The following is a 16,888-nucleotide window of genomic DNA, read 5'->3' on the forward strand; positions in this document are numbered from 1 at the left end:
GTGCAACGAAGCCCGGAAGGTGGTGCGTCATGGCTGAACGGTCAACGACCGCAGGGCCTGCCGGCCTCGACGGCTCGGCGTCGGCGGCGCTGCTCAAGGCCGGACGATTCTTCACCCGGTGGGACGAATCCGCTGACGGCAGAGCCGTCTACCGCAAGGGAGGACGCGCCGGCGACGTCTTCTACCGCGACCGCTGGAGCCACGACAAGGTCGTGCGCTCGACCCACGGCGTCAACTGCACCGGCTCCTGCTCGTGGAAGGTCTACGTCAAGGACGGGATCATCACGTGGGAGACGCAGCAGACCGACTACCCCTCCGTCGGCCCCGATCGCCCGGAGTACGAGCCCCGCGGCTGCCCCCGCGGCGCCGCCTTCTCCTGGTACACCTACTCGCCGACGCGCGTGCGCTACCCCTACGTGCGCGGTGTCCTCCTCGAGATGTACCGCGAGGCCAAGGCCCGCCTCGGTGACCCCGTCGACGCCTGGCACGAGATCACGACCGACCCCGAGAAGCGCCGGCGCTACCAGAGCGCCCGCGGCAAGGGCGGGCTCGTGCGCGCCTCGTGGGGCGAGGCCGTCGAGATCGCTGCCGCAGCCCACGTCCACACGATCAAGGAGTACGGCCCCGACCGCGTCGCCGGCTTCTCGCCGATCCCCGCGATGTCGATGGTGTCGCACTGCGTCGGCACCCGCTTCATCCAGCTCATCGGCGGCGTCATGACGAGCTTCTACGACTGGTACGCCGACCTACCCGTCGCCAGCCCGCAGGTCTTCGGCGACCAGACCGACGTGCCGGAGTCGGGGGACTGGTGGGACGCGACCTACCTCATGATGTGGGGCTCCAACGTCCCCGTCACCCGCACGCCCGACGCGCACTGGATGGCCGAGGTCCGCTATCGCGGCACGAAGGTCGTCACGGTGAGCCCCGACTACGCCGACAACACGAAGTTCGCCGACGAGTGGATGCCCGCGCAGGCCGGCACCGACGCGGCGCTCGCCATGGCGATGGGCCACGTGCTCCTCAAGGAGTTCTTCGTCGACCGCGAGGTCGACTTCTTCACCGACTACGTCCGCACCTACAGCGACCTCCCCTTCCTCATCCGCCTCGACCCCCCCGAGGAGGGGTATGCCGCCGCGCCGGGTGACGACGGCGCCGCACCTCTCGTGCCCGGCAAGTTCCTCACCGCCGCCGACCTCGCCGACGCGGGCGCCGTCGTCCCCGACGAGGACGCTTGGAAGACAGTGCTGCTCGACGGCGCAACGGGTGAGCCGGTCGTGCCGAACGGCTCGATGGGCTTCCGCTACGCCGACTCCGGCAAGGGCCGGTGGAACCTCGACCTCGAGGGGGTCAGCCCGGCGCTGACGATGGCCGCCGGCGACGCCGGCGCCGAGGGCGTCGCGGTCGAGAACGTCGAGGTGCTGCTGCCGGCCTTCATCGAGCCCGACGGCACCGGGTCGGTGCTGCGCCGCGGCGTGCCCGCCCGCCGGGTCGGCGGCCACCTCGTGACCACCGTCTACGACCTCATGCTCGCGCAGTACGGCGTCGCGCGCCCGGGCCTGCCCGGCAGCTGGCCCACCGGCTACGACGACGTGACGGCCCCCTACACCCCCGCGTGGCAGGCTGAGATCACCGGTGTGCCTGCCGAGCAGTGCATCCGCATCGCCCGCGAGTTCGCGACGAACTCCGAGCAGTCGCAAGGCCGCTCGATGATCATCATGGGCGCCGGCATCTGCCAGTGGTTCCACGGCGACGCGACCTACCGCGCGATCCTCTCGCTCCTCGTCCTCACCGGGTGCATGGGCCGCAACGGTGGCGGCTGGGCCCACTACGTCGGGCAGGAGAAGTGCCGGCCCATCACCGGCTGGATCTCCCTCGCCAACGCGCTCGACTGGGGGCGCCCGCCGCGCACGATGACCGGCACGTCGTACTGGTACATGCACACCGACCAGTGGCGCAACGACGGCTACTCGGCCGACTCGCTCAACTCGCCTCTCGCCAGAGGGCATCTCGCCGGCAAGCACACGGCCGACACCATCGCGCAGTCCGCCCGGATGGGGTGGATGCCGTTCTACCCGCAGTTCGGCACGAACCCGCTCCAGGTGGCCGAGGACGCGCAGGCCGCCGTCGACGCGGGCACCGCTGCCAGCCCGGCGGCATACGTGGCGGGGGCGCTGCACGACGGCTCGCTGACCTCGGCGATCGAGGACGTCGACGCCCCGGAGAACTGGCCGCGCACCCTCGTGCTCTGGCGCAGCAACCTCATGGGCTCCTCGGCCAAGGGCAACGAGTACTTCCTGCGCAACCTGCTCGGCACCCACCACAACGTCATGGGCAGTGAGAACCCTGTCGCACCAAGGCCGTCCGAGGTGAAGTGGCACGACACGGCGCCCGAAGGCAAGCTCGACCTGCTGCTCTCGGCCGACTTCCGCATGACGTCGACGACCCTCCTGTCGGACATCGTGCTGCCCGCGGCGACGTGGTACGAGAAGCACGACCTCAGCTCGACCGACATGCACCCGTTCGTGCACGCCTTCACCCCCGCCATCGACCCGCCGTGGGAGGCGAAGAGCGACTTCGAGCTCTTCCACCTCCTCGCCGAGAAGCTCTCGGACCTCGCGCGCACGCACCTCGGGGTGCGCAAGGACCTCGTCAGCGTGCCGCTCATGCACGACACACCCGGCGAGACGGCGCAGCCAGGCGGCCGTGCCATCGACTGGCGCACCACGGGACAGCCCGGCACGCCGGGCAGGACGATGCCGGTCTTCCAGCTCGTCGAGCGCGACTACACCGCGATCAGCGAGAAGCTCGCCACCGTGGGCCCGCTCGCCGACAGCCTCGGCTTCACCGTCAAGAACGTCACCTACCGGGTCGAGGAGGAGGTGGCCCGGCTCGCCGCCAAGAACGGCGTCATGCTCGGTGGCGCCGGTGACGGCCGACCAGCGATCGACACCGACGAGAAGATGGCGGAGGCGATCCTCACCTTCTCCGGCACGACGAACGGCCACCTCGCGGTGCAGGGCTTCCGCACCCTCGAGGAGCGGGTCGGCAAGAAGCTCGCCGACCTCGCCGAGGGGTCGGAGGAGAAGCACGTCACCTTCGCCGACACGCAGAGCGCGCCGGTCGCGGTCATCACCTCGCCCGAGTGGTCGGGCTCCGAGACGGGGGGCCGCCGCTACGCCCCCTTCACCGTCAACATCGAGCGGCTGAAGCCCTTCCACACCCTCACGGGCCGGATGCACTTCTACCTCGACCACGACTGGATGCAGGACCTCGGCGAGGCCCTGCCGATCTATCGACCACCACTCGACATGCATCGGCTCTTCGGCGAGCCGAAGCTGGGCCCCGACGGCTCCAAGCAGGTGACGGTCCGCTACCTCACGCCGCACTCGAAGTGGTCGATCCACTCGGAGTACCAGGACAACCTGCTCATGCTCTCGCTCTCGCGCGGCGGGCCGACGGTGTGGATGAGCCCGCAGGATGCGGGCTCGATCGACGTCGCCGACAACGACTGGGTCGAGTGCCTCAACGACAACGGCGTGCTCGTCGGGCGCGCCATCGTCAGCAGCCGTATGCCGGAGGGCGTGGTCTTCGTGCACCACGCGCAGGAGCGCACGATCGACGTGCCGAAGTCCGAGGCGACGGGCCGTCGCGGCGGCATCCACAACTCTGTGACCCGGCTGCTCGTCAAGCCGACGCACCTCATCGGTGGTTACGCCCAGCTGTCCTACACCTTCAACTACCTCGGCCCGACCGGGAACCAACGAGACATGGTCTCGACGGTCCGCAAGCGCTCGCAGGAGGTGACGTACTGATGAAGGTCATGGCCCAGATGGGCATGGTGATGAACCTCGACAAGTGCATCGGGTGCCACACGTGCTCGGTCACGTGCAAGCAGGCGTGGACCAACCGCGCCGGCACCGAGTACGTCTGGTTCAACAACGTGGAGACGCGGCCCGGCCAGGGGTACCCGCGCCGCTACGAGGACCAGGAGACGTGGAAGGGCGGCTGGACGCTGACCAACCGCGGCAACCTCAAGCTCAAGGCCGGCGGCCGGGTGCAGAAGCTCCTCGGCATCTTCGCGAGCCCGGTGCAGCCCAAGCTCGCCGACTACTACGAGCCGTGGACCTACGACTACCAGACCCTCATCGACGCACCGCTCGGCGACGACTTCCCGGTGGCCCGTCCCAAGTCGCTCATCACCGGTGAGAACACGAAGATCACGTGGTCGGCCAACTGGGACGACAACCTCGGTGGCTCGAGCGAGATGGGCCACCTCGACCCCATCGTCGCCAAGCTCAACGCCTCGGTGCGGCGCGAGTCGGAGGAGAAGGTCCGCTTCGAGCTCGAGAAGACCTTCATGTTCTACCTCCCGCGCATCTGCGAGCACTGCCTCAACCCGTCGTGCATGGCCTCGTGCCCCTCCGGCGCGATCTACAAGCGCGAGGAGGACGGCATCGTCCTCGTCGACCAGGACCGGTGCCGCGGCTGGCGCCAGTGCATCACCGGCTGCCCGTACAAGAAGATCTACTTCAACCACAAGAGCGGCAAGGCCGAGAAGTGCACCTTCTGCTACCCCCGCATCGAGGTGGGCCTGCCGACGGTCTGCTCCGAGACGTGCGTCGGCCGGCTGCGCTACCTCGGCCTCTTCCTCTACGACGCCGACCGGGTCACCGCCGCTGCGGCGACCCCCGACGAGGGCGATCTCTACGAGGCGCAGCTCGACCTGCTGCTCGACCCGAGCGATCCCGAGGTCATCGCGGCGGCCCGGCGCGACGGCATACCGGATGACTGGATGGACGCGGCGCGGCGCTCGCCCGTCTACGCGCTCGCCAAGACCTACCGCGTGGCGCTGCCGCTGCACCCGGAGTACCGCACGATGCCGATGGTCTGGTACGTGCCGCCGCTCTCGCCGATCGTCGACGTGCTGTCGTCGCAGGGCCACGACGCCGAGGACCGAGGCGTGCTCTTCGGGGCCATCGAGGCGCTGCGCATCCCCGTCGACTACCTCGCCGAGCTCTTCACCGCCGGACGCACCGACATCATCACGGGCGTGCTCCAGAAGCTCGCCGCGATGCGCGCCTACATGCGCGACGTCTCGCTCGGGCGTGACGGCGACCCCGCGATCCCGGCAGCCGTCGGCATGAGCGAGGAGACGCTCTACGAGATGTACCGCCTCATGGCGATCGCGAAGTATGCCGACCGCTACGTCATCCCGACAGCGCACGTCGAGCGCGCGCACGAGCTCGAGGAGATCGGCTGCTCGCTCGACTTCGACGAGGGGCCGGGGATGTACGAGTCCGGGCCGTTCGGCGAGGCGAGCGGTCGGCCGGCGCCCGTGGCGGTCGAGACGTTCAACGCGCTCAAGCAGCGCCAGACGTCCGACACTGCGATGACGACGACGGCCGGCGGCGAGCTGCGTGGCCGCGTCAACCTGCTCAACTGGGACGGCAATGGCGCCCCTGACGGGCTCTTTCCCGGCGGGCCGCCGGAGCCAGGGACCGGCGCGACGACGACGGAGGGGCAGCGATGATCGGGCTGAAGCGCCGCGCCGAGCGACGACGCGACCGCGCGCGGGACGACCGCGTCGTGCACCTCGTCGCCGCTCGCTGCCTCGACTACCCGCTCGACGATCTCGTCGAGTCGTTGCCGATGCTCACGGAAGCCCTTGCCGAGCAGGCGGACTCGCCCGGGGCTCGTGAGCTGCGACCACTCGTCGATCACCTCGGCTCACGGCCTCTCGAGGACCTGCAGCGCGCCTACGTCGACACGTTCGACCTCAGCCGCAAGCACGCGCTCTACCTCTCCTACTGGACCGACGGGGACACCCGCCGACGCGGCGAGGTGCTGGGACGGTTCAAGGCGGCATACCGCCGCAGCGGTTTCCTCGTCGACACGCACGGCGAGCTGCCCGACTACCTGCCGATGGTGCTCGAGTTCGCGGCCTGCGCCGACGCCGACGCAGGCGCCGCGCTGCTGCAGGACTACCGGGCAAGCCTCGAGCTGCTCCGGATCGCACTGCAGGAGAAGGAGAGTCCGTATGCCGCGGCCGCCGTGGCCGTGTGCGCCACCCTCCCCGGGCCGTCGCCCGTCGACCGCGCGGCCGTCATGGAGATGGTCGGGATGAGCGGGCCGCAGCCCACCGAGAGCGTGGGGCTCGACCCCTACGACCCGAGACTCCTTCCGCTGCAATCGATCCCGCGAGCCGCCGTGGAGGTGTCGTCATGAGCACCTTCCTCTGGGGTGTGCTGCCCTACCTCTGCGTCGCGAGCCTCGTCGGCGGCACGATCTGGCGCTACCGCTACGACAAGTTCGGCTGGACGACGCGCTCGTCGCAGCTCTACGAGTCGCGCCTGCTGCGCATCGGGTCGCCGCTCTTCCACTTCGGCATCCTGCTCGTCTTCTTCGGGCACGTCGGCGGCCTCGTCATCCCCGAGTCCTGGACCGAGGCCGTGGGCGTCAGCGAGGGGCTCTACCACTTCAACGCGCTGCTCTTCGGCGGCCTTGCGGGCGTCTGCACCCTCGTCGGGATCCTCATCCTCGTCTACCGCCGCCGCACGACCGGCCCGGTCTTCATGGCGACGACGAAGAACGACAAGCTGATGTACGTCTTCCTCGTCGCGGCCATCGTCCTCGGGCTCTGGACGACGCTCGTCAGCGTCGGCGCGGGCAGCGAGGCGCACAACTACCGCGAGACGGTGTCGCCGTGGTTCCGGTCGGTCTTCCTCTTCAGGCCCGACGTCGCCGCGATGGCGGCCGCCCCGATCCAGTTCCACATCCACGCGATCGTCGGCATGCTGCTCTTCGCGCTGTGGCCCTTCACCCGGCTCGTCCACGCCTTCACTGCGCCGCTGCACTACCTCTTCCGCCCCTACATCGTCTACCGCTCGCGCGACCGTCAGGTGTCGGGCTCGCGGCAGGCTCGGCCCGGCTGGAGCGGCATCGGCACGACCGACCGCGACCGCCAGCGCTGACGCGCGCGCCGGCAGAGCACCACCCCTCACCCTCACGACAACGCACAGATCGAGGAACTCATGAGCAGGACCGCACCCACCGCGCCGCCGCCGAGCGTGGGCCTGAGTGGGCAGGGGAAGAACCTCGCCCTCGCGACCTGGGCCTTCGCGATCACCTTCTGGGCGTGGAACATCATCGGCCCGCTCGCGGTGAGGTACACCGAGCAGATGGGCCTCAGCAGCAGCCAGAAGGCGCTGCTCGTCGCGACGCCGGTGCTCGTCGGTGCCGTGGGGCGCATCCCGGTCGGAGCGCTCACCGACCGCTACGGCGGGCGCACGATGTTCCCGATCCTCACCCTCGTGACCGTCCCCTTCGTGCTGCTCGTGGCGCTCGCCGGCAACCTCGAGTCGTTCCCGCTGATGCTGCTCTTCGGCTTCTTCCTCGGCATCGCCGGCACGACCTTCGCCGTCGGCGTCCCCTTCGTCAACGCGTGGTACCAGGCCGACCGGCGCGGCTTCGCCACCGGTGTCTTCGGCGCCGGCATGGGCGGCACCGCGCTGTCGTCAGCGCTGACCCCGCGGATGGTCACGTGGTTCGGCTACACCATGACGCACATCATCATCGCCCTCATGCTCGTCGCGACGGCAGCCCTGTGCTGGACCGCGATGCGCAACTCGCCGGCGTGGAAGCCCAACACCGACCCCGTCGTGCCGAAGCTGAAGGCTGCGCTCAAGCTGCCGGTGACGTGGCAGATGTCGCTGCTCTACGCCGTCGCCTTCGGCGGCTTCGTCGCGTTCTCGACCTACCTGCCGACGCTGCTCAAGGACGTCTACTCCTTCGACCTCACGGCGGCCGGCACGCGCACGGCAGGCTTCGCCATCGCGGCGGTGCTCGCGCGCCCGATCGGCGGCACGCTGTCAGACCGGATCGGACCGCGCGCGGTCGTCGCCATCTCGATGGCCGGCACGGCAGTCCTCGCGGCAGTGCTCGCCTTCGAGCCTCCGCTCGAGCTGCCGGCGGGCGCGGCGTTCGTCTCGATCGCCTTCTTCCTCGGCCTCGGCACCGGCGGCGTCTTCGCCTGGGTCGCGCGCCTCGCGCCGCCGGAGCGGGTCGGCAGCGTCACCGGTCTCGTCGGTGCGGCCGGCGGGCTCGGCGGCTACTTCCCGCCGCTCGTGCTCGGCGCGACCTACGGCAAGGTCTTCGACCACTACGGCTTCGGTCTCATGCTCCTCTGCCTCGTCGCCGTGGCCGCGCTCATCTTCGCCCTCGTCGGCGTCAAGGAGGCGCGTCGCACGGAGGCCGTGGCCTGAGTCGGCCGGCGCGGGCTGGGGGTCTCCAGCGAGGACGCAGCCAGCTCTCCGGGATCTCCCACCCCGCGGTCCTACCCTCCCGCCGAGGGGCGCCGTGCGTCCCGATCGTGAAGGAGGACGCCATGGCCGATCTCGGCTGGCCGGAGCTCAGCATCATCGTCATCGCCTTCGTGCTGCTCTTCGGCTGGAAGAAGATGCCCGACATGGCCCGCAGCCTCGGCCGCTCGGCACGGATCTTCAAGTCCGAGGTCGACCAGATGCACACCGACGCCTCACCCGGCGCTCGCACGGAGGCCACGACCCCGCGCCCGTATGCCGCCGGGCCGGCTTCGCTCGCGGACGCCGAGGCCCGTGCGGCTGCGGCAGAGGCCGAGCTGGCCCGCCGCCGCGCCGACGCCGAGGTCGCGCGCCTTCGCGCCGAGCGTGAGGCCCTCGATCGGACGACCGGCTGACCTTCTTCCCGCGCAACACACCGAGCAGTCGTCAGATCCGCGAGGTGTGCCGCGTGGGTGTGACGACTGCTCGGTGTGTTCGGTCGGTGGAGGGCCCCCGTCGCCTCGTCGTCGCTGCCCTCAGGCGCGGTGCTTGGCCTTGGCCTTGGACCGGCGCCGGTTGAGGAGCCGGCTGCCCGACTGGAGGCCGCGGCTGAGCGTGCTCGGGCCCTTGCGCCGCTCGAGCGCGGTGCCGAGCCGGCCGAGGACGAGGCTGGCGAGGGGCGCGACGAGCACCGTGATGAGCCAGAGGCGAGCACGGCGGGAGAAGAAAGCCCACATGGGCGGTCCTTTCGACGGGGGCGGCGAGTCGGTTGACGACGCCCTCACCCCATGCCCGTTGAGCCCGTGTCTCTGACATCAGGGACGCGCGGAGTCGAGCCGGTGGGCGGCCCACAGCCGGGCCTCGGCGGAAGCGTCCATGGGGCCGGCGCCGCGGTTGGTCGGGCGCTCGGGCAGTCCCTCGCGCTGGAGCCAGGCCCACGTGTCGGCCACGGTCTCCTCGACCGGACGGCAGCTCAGCCCGGCAGCGATGGCGGCGGACACGTCGCAGTCGTGCAGGCCCGCGTACTCCCCGGTCGGTGGCAGCCAGATGGGCAGCTCGGTCCACGGCGCGACGCCGGCCGCCTCGATCGTCTCGGGGCTGAGCCAGACGAGCTCCGCGCCGGCCCCGGTGACCTCGTTGCAGGCATCGAGCACCTGGCCGATCGTCGCGTGACCGGGACGGCTCACGGTGTTGAAAGTGCCGATCGGTCGTGAGTCGAGTACCCACTCGGCGATGTCGCGACAGTCCACGTACTGCAGCGGCCGGTCGCGCGGACCGGGGGCGGGCACGCGCCCGCCTGGTGATGCGGCGGCAATTCGGTTCAGCCAGAACGGCATCCGTCCGACGATCTCGTACGGCCCGAGGATGAGCCCGGCCCGTGCAAGGGTCACGTCGCCACTGAACTCGGCGAGGACCGCCAGCTCGCCGCCCCGCTTGGCGGCAGCGTAGTCGTCGGACTCGGTGGAGGCGGGGTCGCCCTCGACGACGGGCGCGCTCTCGTCAGACCCCACCTCGAGCGGCCAGGCGTAGACGGAGCGCGACGAGATGTAGCAGTAGGAGCCTGCTCGCCCGTCGAGCAGCCGCGCCGACTCCTGCACCGCCGCGGGGGCGAGCGACCACGTGTCGACGACGACGTCCCACTCGTCGGCGCCGAGGGCCGCCGCGAGTGAGCCTGCCTCGAGCCGGTCGGCGTGACAGGTCAGGGCCCCCGGGGTGTCGGGCCCGCTGACACCACGGTTGACGGTGGTCACCTCGTCGCCGCGGGCGAGGCCCGCCTCGACGAAGGCGCGGCCGACGTGGTGGGTTCCGCCGAGCACGAGGAGTCTCATGGACCGATCCTCACGCGGGTCGCCCCGCCTGCCAAGTGTTTTCGCTCTTGGTGGAAGACGGGCCGAAGGGCGGGGCTCAGAAGTGCCACTCCTCCGGGCGCACGGACGGTGTGCGCCCCGCGGTCAGGTCGGCGACGAACCCGGCGAAGCGTGGGCAGGCGACGATGTCGTGGGCCTGGCAGCGCAGGGCGTGCTCGGTCATCTCGCGGGAGCGCTCGATGGCGCGGGAGCGCTCGTCGAGGTCGCGCAGGTGGGCCTCGAGGACCTCGTGACGCCCCTTCGCCTCACCGTCGATGAGCGCCCGGATCTGGTCGAGCGACATCCCGGCCGACTTGTTGCGCACGATGACGGCGACGCGCACGAGGTCGTCGTGGTCATAGCGCCGGTAGCCCGACGCGTCGCGCGCAGGGTGAAGCAGACCGGTCGACTCCCAGTGCCGCAACACGTTGGTGGGCAGGTCGAAACGCGCGGCCAGCTCACCGACCGTCCACGTCTCGTTCTTCTCACTTGCCTTCATGTCGACATGAAGGTACACGCTCCAGTCAGGCACCGACAGCACCACAGAAGGAGACCCTCGTGCAGACTGACGTCGCGATCGTCGGCGGTGGACCCGCCGGCCTCCAGGCCGCCCTGACTCTTGGCCGGATCCACCGCAAGGCCGTCGTGCTCGACGACGGCACCTACCGCAACGCCGCGGTCACCCACATGCACAACGTGCTGACCAACGACGGGCGCCCGCCGGGTGACTACCGCGCTGCCGCACGCCGGGAGCTTGCGGCATACGACTCCATCACGGTCCTGCAGGTGCGAGCGGACGACATCCAGCAGACCGGTGACACCTTCCGGCTGCAGCTCGCCGACGGTTCGGGGCTCACCGCACGGCAGCTCGTGCTCGCCACCGGTGTGCGCGACGAGCTGCCGACCATCGACGGGCTCGGGGGGCTGTGGGGCGACCTCGCCGCGCAGTGTCCCTTCTGCCACGCGCACGAGTTCAGCGGCACCCGCATCGGCATCATCGGCGGCGAGTCGGCTGCGCACTACGTGGCGATGCTCGGCCCGATCGCCTCGGAGCTCGTCGTGCTCACGAACGGCGAGCCGCTTCCGGAGACGTGGCAGGGCGGATCCGCGGTGCGCACCGAGCCGATCGTCACCGTCGAGCGGCGCCGGGGCGGAGTGCGGGTCACGCTCGGTGCCGCGGAGGGGGGAGGGGCCTCCCGTGGTCCCGAGCACGAGCAGGTCTCCGTGCTCTTCGTCAGGCCGACGCTGCACCAGTCGGCGCCCTTCGCCGCTCAGCTCGGCCTCGAGCTCAACCCGTCGGGGTGCGTGCGCATCGACGAGTTCGGGCGCACGAGCCGCCCAGGGGTGTATGCCGCGGGCGACCTCGCGCACCAGCCCACCTTCCCGGGGCCGATGGCGTCCGTCGTCATGGCCCAGGCCATGGGCCAGCTCGCCGGCATGACGGCGCACTCGACCCTCATGGCACAGGGACTGTGAGGGACTCGCGAGGCGCTCCCGGGCCACGCGGCATACGCTGCTCGGAGCCCTCGGGCGCCGCAGGTGGCGGCACGCGGCCCGAGAAGGTCACCGCGGTCATGTCGAGGATGTCGGATCGGCTCCGACGTCACTCCTGAGGCCGCACGAGGCGGCCGCCACTGACGAAGGAGAAGTCGTGAAGTACGTCATCCTCATCCACTCCAACCCCCAGCCGTGGGGCCACCCGACCAGCGACTTCCTCGCCGAGCACCAGGAGCTGCCCGCGGAGGAGCGCAAGCGCAGCAACGCCGACTTCGAGACGATGCTGACGCAGCTGTCGCAGTCCGGGGAGCTCGTCGGCGGGGAGGCGCTCGCCGCGCCGTCGACCGCTCGGCTCTACCGGTGGGACGCCGGTCGGCGCGTCGCCACGGACGGGCCCTACTCCGAGACCAAGGAGCACCTGGCCGGCTTCTTCCTCATCGACGTCGCGAGCCAGGAGCGGGCCGAGGAGATCGTGCAGAGCTTCTCCGGGCCCGGCGAGACGGTGGAGCTCCGGCCCGGCTGGACCGGACCCACCGCCTGACCACCCCCTCCCTCCTCCGATCCGAGGTGATCGCTGCACCCCCGTGGGTGTGGCGATCACCTCGAATCCTGGGTGTCGGGGGTGCGGCAGCCTCTCTTGCCCTTGAGCTGGATCGTCTGCTCGGCGCGACGGCAGGCCGTCGCGGCCGGGGCGCTCTCGGTCAGCTCGGTCAGGACAGGTGCCGCGCGAGGAAGGCCTCGGTGCGCCGGATCGAGGTGTCCCACTGCGGCGAGGTGAGGGTGTGTCGCCCTCCGGGATAGACGCGCAGCTCGACCCGCTTGCCCTTCGCCTCGAGCGCAGCCACCGACTCACGCGACCACGCGAGCGGACAGTCCTCGTCGGCCGTGCCGTGGTGGATGAGCAGCGGCTCGGTGATGCGGCCGAAGAAGGTGCGGGCGCTCGTCGCCGCCCATCGCGCCGGCTGCGCCTCCGGTGTGCCGAGGCGAGCGATGACCTTCGCCGCGGCGCCTGACCTCGACGGGTCGCGCCGCACCCACTTGTTGAAGTTGTCGACGCTGTCGGAGCTCACGGGGGCGTAGGCGACGGCGGCCCGGAAGACGCGGGGCTGAGCGACGATCGCGTTGTAGACGACCCCGCCGCCCATCGACCGGCCGATGAGCGCCACACGCTTCGGGTCGACGGCGGGGTGAGCCTTGAGCGCCAGCGCCGCGTTGACCGCGTCGATCGTGTAGCCGACCCGCAGGTTGGCGTCGTTGTCGGGATCCGTGCTCGACTGCGCGTGGTTGCGGTAGTCGATGTGCAGGGTGACGTAGCCCTGCCGTGCGAGGTAGTCGCGCTCGCGGAGCATCGTCTCGCCGTTGGTGTACTCGGCAGGGTCGACGTAGCCGTGCGCGAGGACCACGGCCGGGAAGGGGCCCCGGCCTCGGGGGATGTTGATGCGTCCCGAGATGGTGAGCCCGTCGCCCTGGTAGGTCGCGAAGTACTGCCGGTAGGCGCTCGTGCTGCCGCGCTCGCGGCTGAGCCTGAGGTTGCGGCCGTCGTAGCGGTGGTCGATGAGCGCCTGGATCGAGGCAGGGTCTGCCGGCCGGGTCGCGCTCGGGCGGGGTGAGGACGTGGCCGACGGGATGGCTGAGGTGGGCGGCCCCGTCGGGCTCACTGCTGCCGAGGTGCCGACGGGCGCCCCACCGGATGCCCTCGGGGCACCGGACCCCGACGGACCCGTCGCCGTCCCGGTCCGGCTGCCCGTGGCAGAGCACGCCGAGGCGAGAGCGCCCACGAGGCCCGTGATGGCCACCCGACGGCATACCTCAGGGGTCGTGGACACGTGAACGGCTCGGCGACGGTCGCTCATCACCCGAGTGTCACCCGCGGATCGGCGAATGCCGCCGGCGGTCCCGAAGACGCGACCCGATCGTGACCTGCGGACAGCGAGCGGCCGACGGGGTCACCCGCGTATGCGCTGCCGTCCCACTTGACGGTCGGCGGTGGGTACGCGGACGACGAGCCAGACCGCCAGCGTGCCCACGACCGCTTCGAGAGCCCATATCGTGAGGTTGCCGGGCAGGCGAGGATAGCCACCAGCGAGTGGTATCCCGCGTGCCCCCAGAGCCATTCGTGCCAGCGGCTCGAGGAGGAGGGGCGAGACTGCGAGGAGTCCCGCCCATCGAGCACCGCGCCGGGTCCAGAGCCAGGCGAGCACGCCCGCCGCGCAGCCGCACACGACCCCGATGGTGAGCCACGGTATGCCGCCCGGCCGGCCGAGCACGAACGTCGAGAGCCATCTCGCGTACGCGCCCGCAAGGGTCTCGACCTGACCGGGGTCGGCGGAGGGATCCCGCCCGACGCGGTGCAGACCGTAGAAGCCCGCCACCATGCCGGCCCCGGTCAGCGCCCCCAGCGAGACCGCGCCCGGCAGTCCTGACGCGCGCCGACAGCCCACCCACGCGGCCACGACGAAAGGCAGCACGACGAAGGGCGCCGCGAGGTTCGCGACCCAGAAGACGTCGGGGTCGCTCGGCGAGGGGATCGCGGAGGCGACCCAGCCGTAGGCGTAGCCGAGGACGAGCGCAAGCAGCACGAGCAGGGCCGACACCCAGCGGGGCGGGTCGTCGACCGGCCGGCGAGGGGACATGGCGGTCACCCTAGCCATGCTCCAACGTCGCGCGCGGGACGTCAGACGACAGCCGCTGCCTCGAGGAGCATCCACGCCTGGACCTGGGTCGACAGCTCGATGCGTGACCCCGGGGGCTGGCTCGTGCGCGCCGGGCTGCGCGGGTCGGGTGACCACACCGACACGGCGGTGGACCGGTCACGCCCGCGCAGGTCGCGGCCCCGCCACAGTCCCTCTGCGGTTGCGCTCACGAGCTGGCTTGCCATGTCACGAGCGTCGGGCGCGAGCCGCTCGGTCGTGGCGGCCAGTGCGAGGTAGCGACCGAGGATACCCGTGAAGAGACCTCCGTCCCCGTCGCCGTGGGTCCGCAGCAGGCGTATGCCGTCCGCCTCAGTCGTCAGCCGATCACCCACTGCCGCAACGAGATCGGCCGCGCGCCGCAGGCTCTGCTCGTCACCGATCGTGACGAGCGCGCCGAGGACGGTGCCCTGGTTGTAGGACCAGATGTCGGGGACGACGACTTCGGCACGGCCCCCGCGGCGGGCCGACCCCTCCGAGGGGGGCGAGGTGAGCCGCACGCCGTCGAGGAAGAGGCGGCTCTCCGCCGACCAGAGCCTCGTGTAGAGCCAGTCGACGATCCCGCGCGCCTCGTCGAGCCGCCCGAGCCGGGCGAGGTGCAGGGCGGCCGGGGCGCTCGCGGGCACGTTCTTGAAGTCGCGCTCGACGCTCCAGAAGAGGCCGCCGCCCAGCTCCGTCGTCAGGGCCGAGCTGAGCTGGCGGGTGAGGTCGCGCTCGGCGGTGCGCAGTCGTCGCTGCGGTCGAGCACGGCCGAGGGCGGCGTGCAGGACCGCGAGCCGGCCGGCGGCCAGGGCGAGCCACGCCATGTCGTCGTAGTAGTCGTTGACCCATCGGGCCCGGTTGCGCAGTCGGATCGTCCGCAGCAGCCGGTCGCCCCTGCGGGCCCGTGCCCGCGCCTCGTCGATGTCACCGCCGCGCAGGCTGCGCAGGCCGGCGTCGATGATGGCATCGAGGTAGTGGGCCTGCCACCAGTAGTGCCAGGGGTTGTCGACCCGGCCGCGCGCGGGGTGGGCGACGCGCGCGAGGTGCGTGAACGGCATACCTGCGAGGCGCGCGCCGAAGAGTGTCGTCACCGACCGCTCGGCCTCGGCTGCGCGGGCGTCCCACGACGGGTCGGGCGGGGCTGGCGTGGATGCGGCTGGCACGCGCCGACGCTACCCCGCGATGATGGCCGCGTGGAGAGTGGCGAGCAGCTGTGGCGCGGCCTGGCACCCCAGGTGCTCGGGGCGCTCGTGCGACGCTACGGCGACTTCGACCGCGCCGAGGACGCCGTGCAGGAGGCACTGCTCGCCGCGTCGACGCAGTGGCCCCGCGACGGTATGCCGCACGACCCCCGGGCGTGGCTCGTGCGGGTCGCGTCGCGCCGGCTCATCGACCACTGGCGTGCCGACGATGCGCGGGCCCGGCGCGAGCGAGCCGATGCCGGAGCGATGCCCACCGACGCGCTCGTCGAGGCGGCGGCGGACGCGTGGGTGGAGGTCGGGGACGCCGGAGCCGTCGACGCCAGCGGCGACGACACCTTGACGCTGCTCCTGCTGTGTTGCCACCCGGGCCTCACGCCGCCGAGCCAGGTCGCGCTGACGCTCCGCGCGGTCGCTGGCCTGACGACGGCCGAGATCGCCAGTGCGTTCCTCGTGCCGGAGGCGACCATGGCGCAGCGGATCAGCCGTGCCAAGCAGGGGATTCGTGCTGCGGGAGCGACGTTCCGCATGCCAGAGGGCGACGAGCTCCGTCAGCGGATGGCCGCAGTCCTGCACGTGCTCTACCTCGTCTTCAACGAGGGCTACACGACGAGCCACGGGCCGCAGCTGCAGCGAGTCGACCTGACACAAGAGGCGATTCGGCTGACTCGGGCGGCGCGCGAGCTCCTGCCCGACGACGGCGAGATCGCCGGCCTGCTGGCGCTCATGCTGCTGACCGAGGCGCGACGGCCCGCCCGCACGGCGGCCGACGGGTCGCTCGTGCCGCTGGCGGAGCAGGACCGGTCGCTGTGGCTGGGCGACCAGATCGAGGAGGGCGTCGGGCTCCTCACGTGGAGCCTGGCGTCGACGCCGGTCGGGCCGTACCAGCTGCAGGCCGCCATCGCGGCCGTGCACGACGAGGCTCCGACCGTGGAGGCGACGGACTGGGAGCAGGTGCTGGCGCTCTACGGGATGCTCGAGGAGGCGGCTCCGGGGCCGATGGTCACCCTGGGCCGGGCGGTCGCGCTCGCCATGGTGCGAGGGCCGGAGGCCGGGCTGGCTCTCGTCGACGACCTCGAGCAGTCGGGGTCTCTCGCGCGAAACCATCGGCTCCACTCCGTGCGCGCGCACCTGCTCGAGCAGGCCGGTGAGCGGGAGGCGGCACGCGAGAGCTACCTCGCCGCCGCCGACCTCACGACGAGCCAGCCGGAGCGAGACTACTTGCGGCGCAAGGCGGCTCGCGTCACAGGCAGCTAACGGGTCAGAGCTCGAGCGTCATGAAGGTGCTCAGCGGGTCTGGGCGCGGGTCAGGCCCAGATGGCGGCAGGGATGCCGTCGCTGAAGCGCTCGGGCGGGTCAGGCATCGAGCGGGCCAG

General features: G+C 71.3%; 15 protein-coding genes. 9 read left to right on the forward strand and 6 right to left on the reverse strand.

Going from position 1 to position 16,888, the window contains the following annotated elements:
• Positions 1-29 precede the first annotated feature (29 nt).
• The 6 genes from FBY41_RS22540 (at position 30) to tatA (ending at position 8,713) form a co-directional block, all read left to right on the forward strand.
• Complete coding sequence (locus tag FBY41_RS22540) at positions 30-3,812, forward strand: nitrate reductase subunit alpha (protein WP_141847427.1); 3,783 nt, start codon at positions 30-32, stop codon at positions 3,810-3,812.
• Positions 3,812-5,530, forward strand: a complete 1,719-nt coding sequence (gene narH, locus FBY41_RS22545; protein ID WP_141847429.1) for a nitrate reductase subunit beta — start codon at positions 3,812-3,814, stop codon at positions 5,528-5,530. Before FBY41_RS22540 ends, narH begins: the two co-directional genes overlap by 1 nt.
• Positions 5,527-6,225 (forward strand): nitrate reductase molybdenum cofactor assembly chaperone, encoded by a 699-nt coding sequence (gene narJ, locus FBY41_RS22550; protein WP_141847431.1) that lies wholly within the window; start codon positions 5,527-5,529, stop codon positions 6,223-6,225. The genes narH and narJ overlap by 4 nt, the downstream gene beginning before the upstream one ends.
• Positions 6,222-6,971, forward strand: a complete 750-nt coding sequence (gene narI, locus FBY41_RS22555) for a respiratory nitrate reductase subunit gamma (RefSeq protein WP_141847433.1) — start codon at positions 6,222-6,224, stop codon at positions 6,969-6,971. Before narJ ends, narI begins: the two co-directional genes overlap by 4 nt.
• Before the next feature lie 60 nt (positions 6,972-7,031).
• On the forward strand, positions 7,032-8,261 hold the full coding sequence (locus FBY41_RS22560; RefSeq protein WP_141847435.1) for a nitrate/nitrite transporter: 1,230 nt from the start codon (positions 7,032-7,034) through the stop codon (positions 8,259-8,261).
• Between the two features lie 122 nt (positions 8,262-8,383).
• Positions 8,384-8,713, forward strand: coding sequence for a Sec-independent protein translocase subunit TatA (gene tatA, locus FBY41_RS22565; RefSeq protein ID WP_141847437.1), 330 nt, complete (start codon positions 8,384-8,386; stop codon positions 8,711-8,713).
• Between the two features lie 120 nt (positions 8,714-8,833).
• Here the strand turns inward: tatA and FBY41_RS22570 are convergent, their stop codons facing one another.
• From FBY41_RS22570 to FBY41_RS22580, 3 genes are all read right to left on the reverse strand, one after another.
• The gene (locus tag FBY41_RS22570; protein WP_141847439.1) at positions 8,834-9,034 is read right to left on the reverse strand and encodes a hypothetical protein; all 201 of its coding nucleotides are present in this window, start codon (positions 9,032-9,034) and stop codon (positions 8,834-8,836) included.
• 78 nt (positions 9,035-9,112) lie between these two features.
• Positions 9,113-10,126 (reverse strand): NAD-dependent epimerase/dehydratase family protein, encoded by a 1,014-nt coding sequence (locus FBY41_RS22575; protein ID WP_141847441.1) that lies wholly within the window; start codon positions 10,124-10,126, stop codon positions 9,113-9,115.
• A 76-nt stretch (positions 10,127-10,202) separates the two neighbouring features.
• Positions 10,203-10,643, reverse strand: a complete 441-nt coding sequence (locus tag FBY41_RS22580) for a MerR family transcriptional regulator (protein WP_141847442.1) — start codon at positions 10,641-10,643, stop codon at positions 10,203-10,205.
• A 59-nt stretch (positions 10,644-10,702) separates the two neighbouring features.
• Between FBY41_RS22580 and FBY41_RS22585 the strand changes: the two genes are divergently transcribed.
• Both FBY41_RS22585 and FBY41_RS22590 read left to right on the forward strand, forming a co-directional pair.
• Positions 10,703-11,620 carry an NAD(P)/FAD-dependent oxidoreductase gene (locus tag FBY41_RS22585; RefSeq protein WP_141847444.1) on the forward strand — a complete coding sequence of 306 codons (918 nt, stop codon included), beginning with the start codon at positions 10,703-10,705 and terminating at the stop codon, positions 11,618-11,620.
• A gap of 175 nt (positions 11,621-11,795) precedes the next feature.
• Entirely contained in the window at positions 11,796-12,182 is a 387-nt protein-coding gene (locus tag FBY41_RS22590; RefSeq protein ID WP_141847446.1) for a YciI family protein, read from the forward strand.
• 169 nt (positions 12,183-12,351) lie between these two features.
• On the opposite strand, the gene FBY41_RS22595 is transcribed toward FBY41_RS22590, so the two are convergent.
• The 3 genes from FBY41_RS22595 to FBY41_RS22605 form a co-directional block, all read right to left on the reverse strand.
• Positions 12,352-13,494: an alpha/beta hydrolase family protein gene (locus tag FBY41_RS22595; protein ID WP_141847448.1), complete on the reverse strand. Its 1,143-nt coding sequence runs from the start codon at positions 13,492-13,494 to the stop codon at positions 12,352-12,354.
• A 93-nt stretch (positions 13,495-13,587) separates the two neighbouring features.
• Positions 13,588-14,274, reverse strand: a complete 687-nt coding sequence (locus FBY41_RS22600) for a hypothetical protein (RefSeq protein ID WP_141847450.1) — start codon at positions 14,272-14,274, stop codon at positions 13,588-13,590.
• A 41-nt stretch (positions 14,275-14,315) separates the two neighbouring features.
• Positions 14,316-15,476 (reverse strand): glycoside hydrolase family 76 protein, encoded by a 1,161-nt coding sequence (locus FBY41_RS22605; protein ID WP_260439980.1) that lies wholly within the window; start codon positions 15,474-15,476, stop codon positions 14,316-14,318.
• Between the two features lie 30 nt (positions 15,477-15,506).
• On the opposite strand from FBY41_RS22605, the gene FBY41_RS22610 reads away from it, so the two are divergent.
• A complete protein-coding gene (locus FBY41_RS22610) occupies positions 15,507-16,769 on the forward strand; it encodes an RNA polymerase sigma factor (RefSeq protein WP_141847452.1) in 1,263 nt (420 codons plus the stop codon).
• Positions 16,770-16,888 lie beyond the last annotated feature (119 nt).

The organism is Humibacillus xanthopallidus (assembly GCF_006716675.1).
Taxonomy (GTDB): Bacteria; Actinomycetota; Actinomycetes; order Actinomycetales; family Dermatophilaceae; genus Humibacillus; species Humibacillus xanthopallidus_B.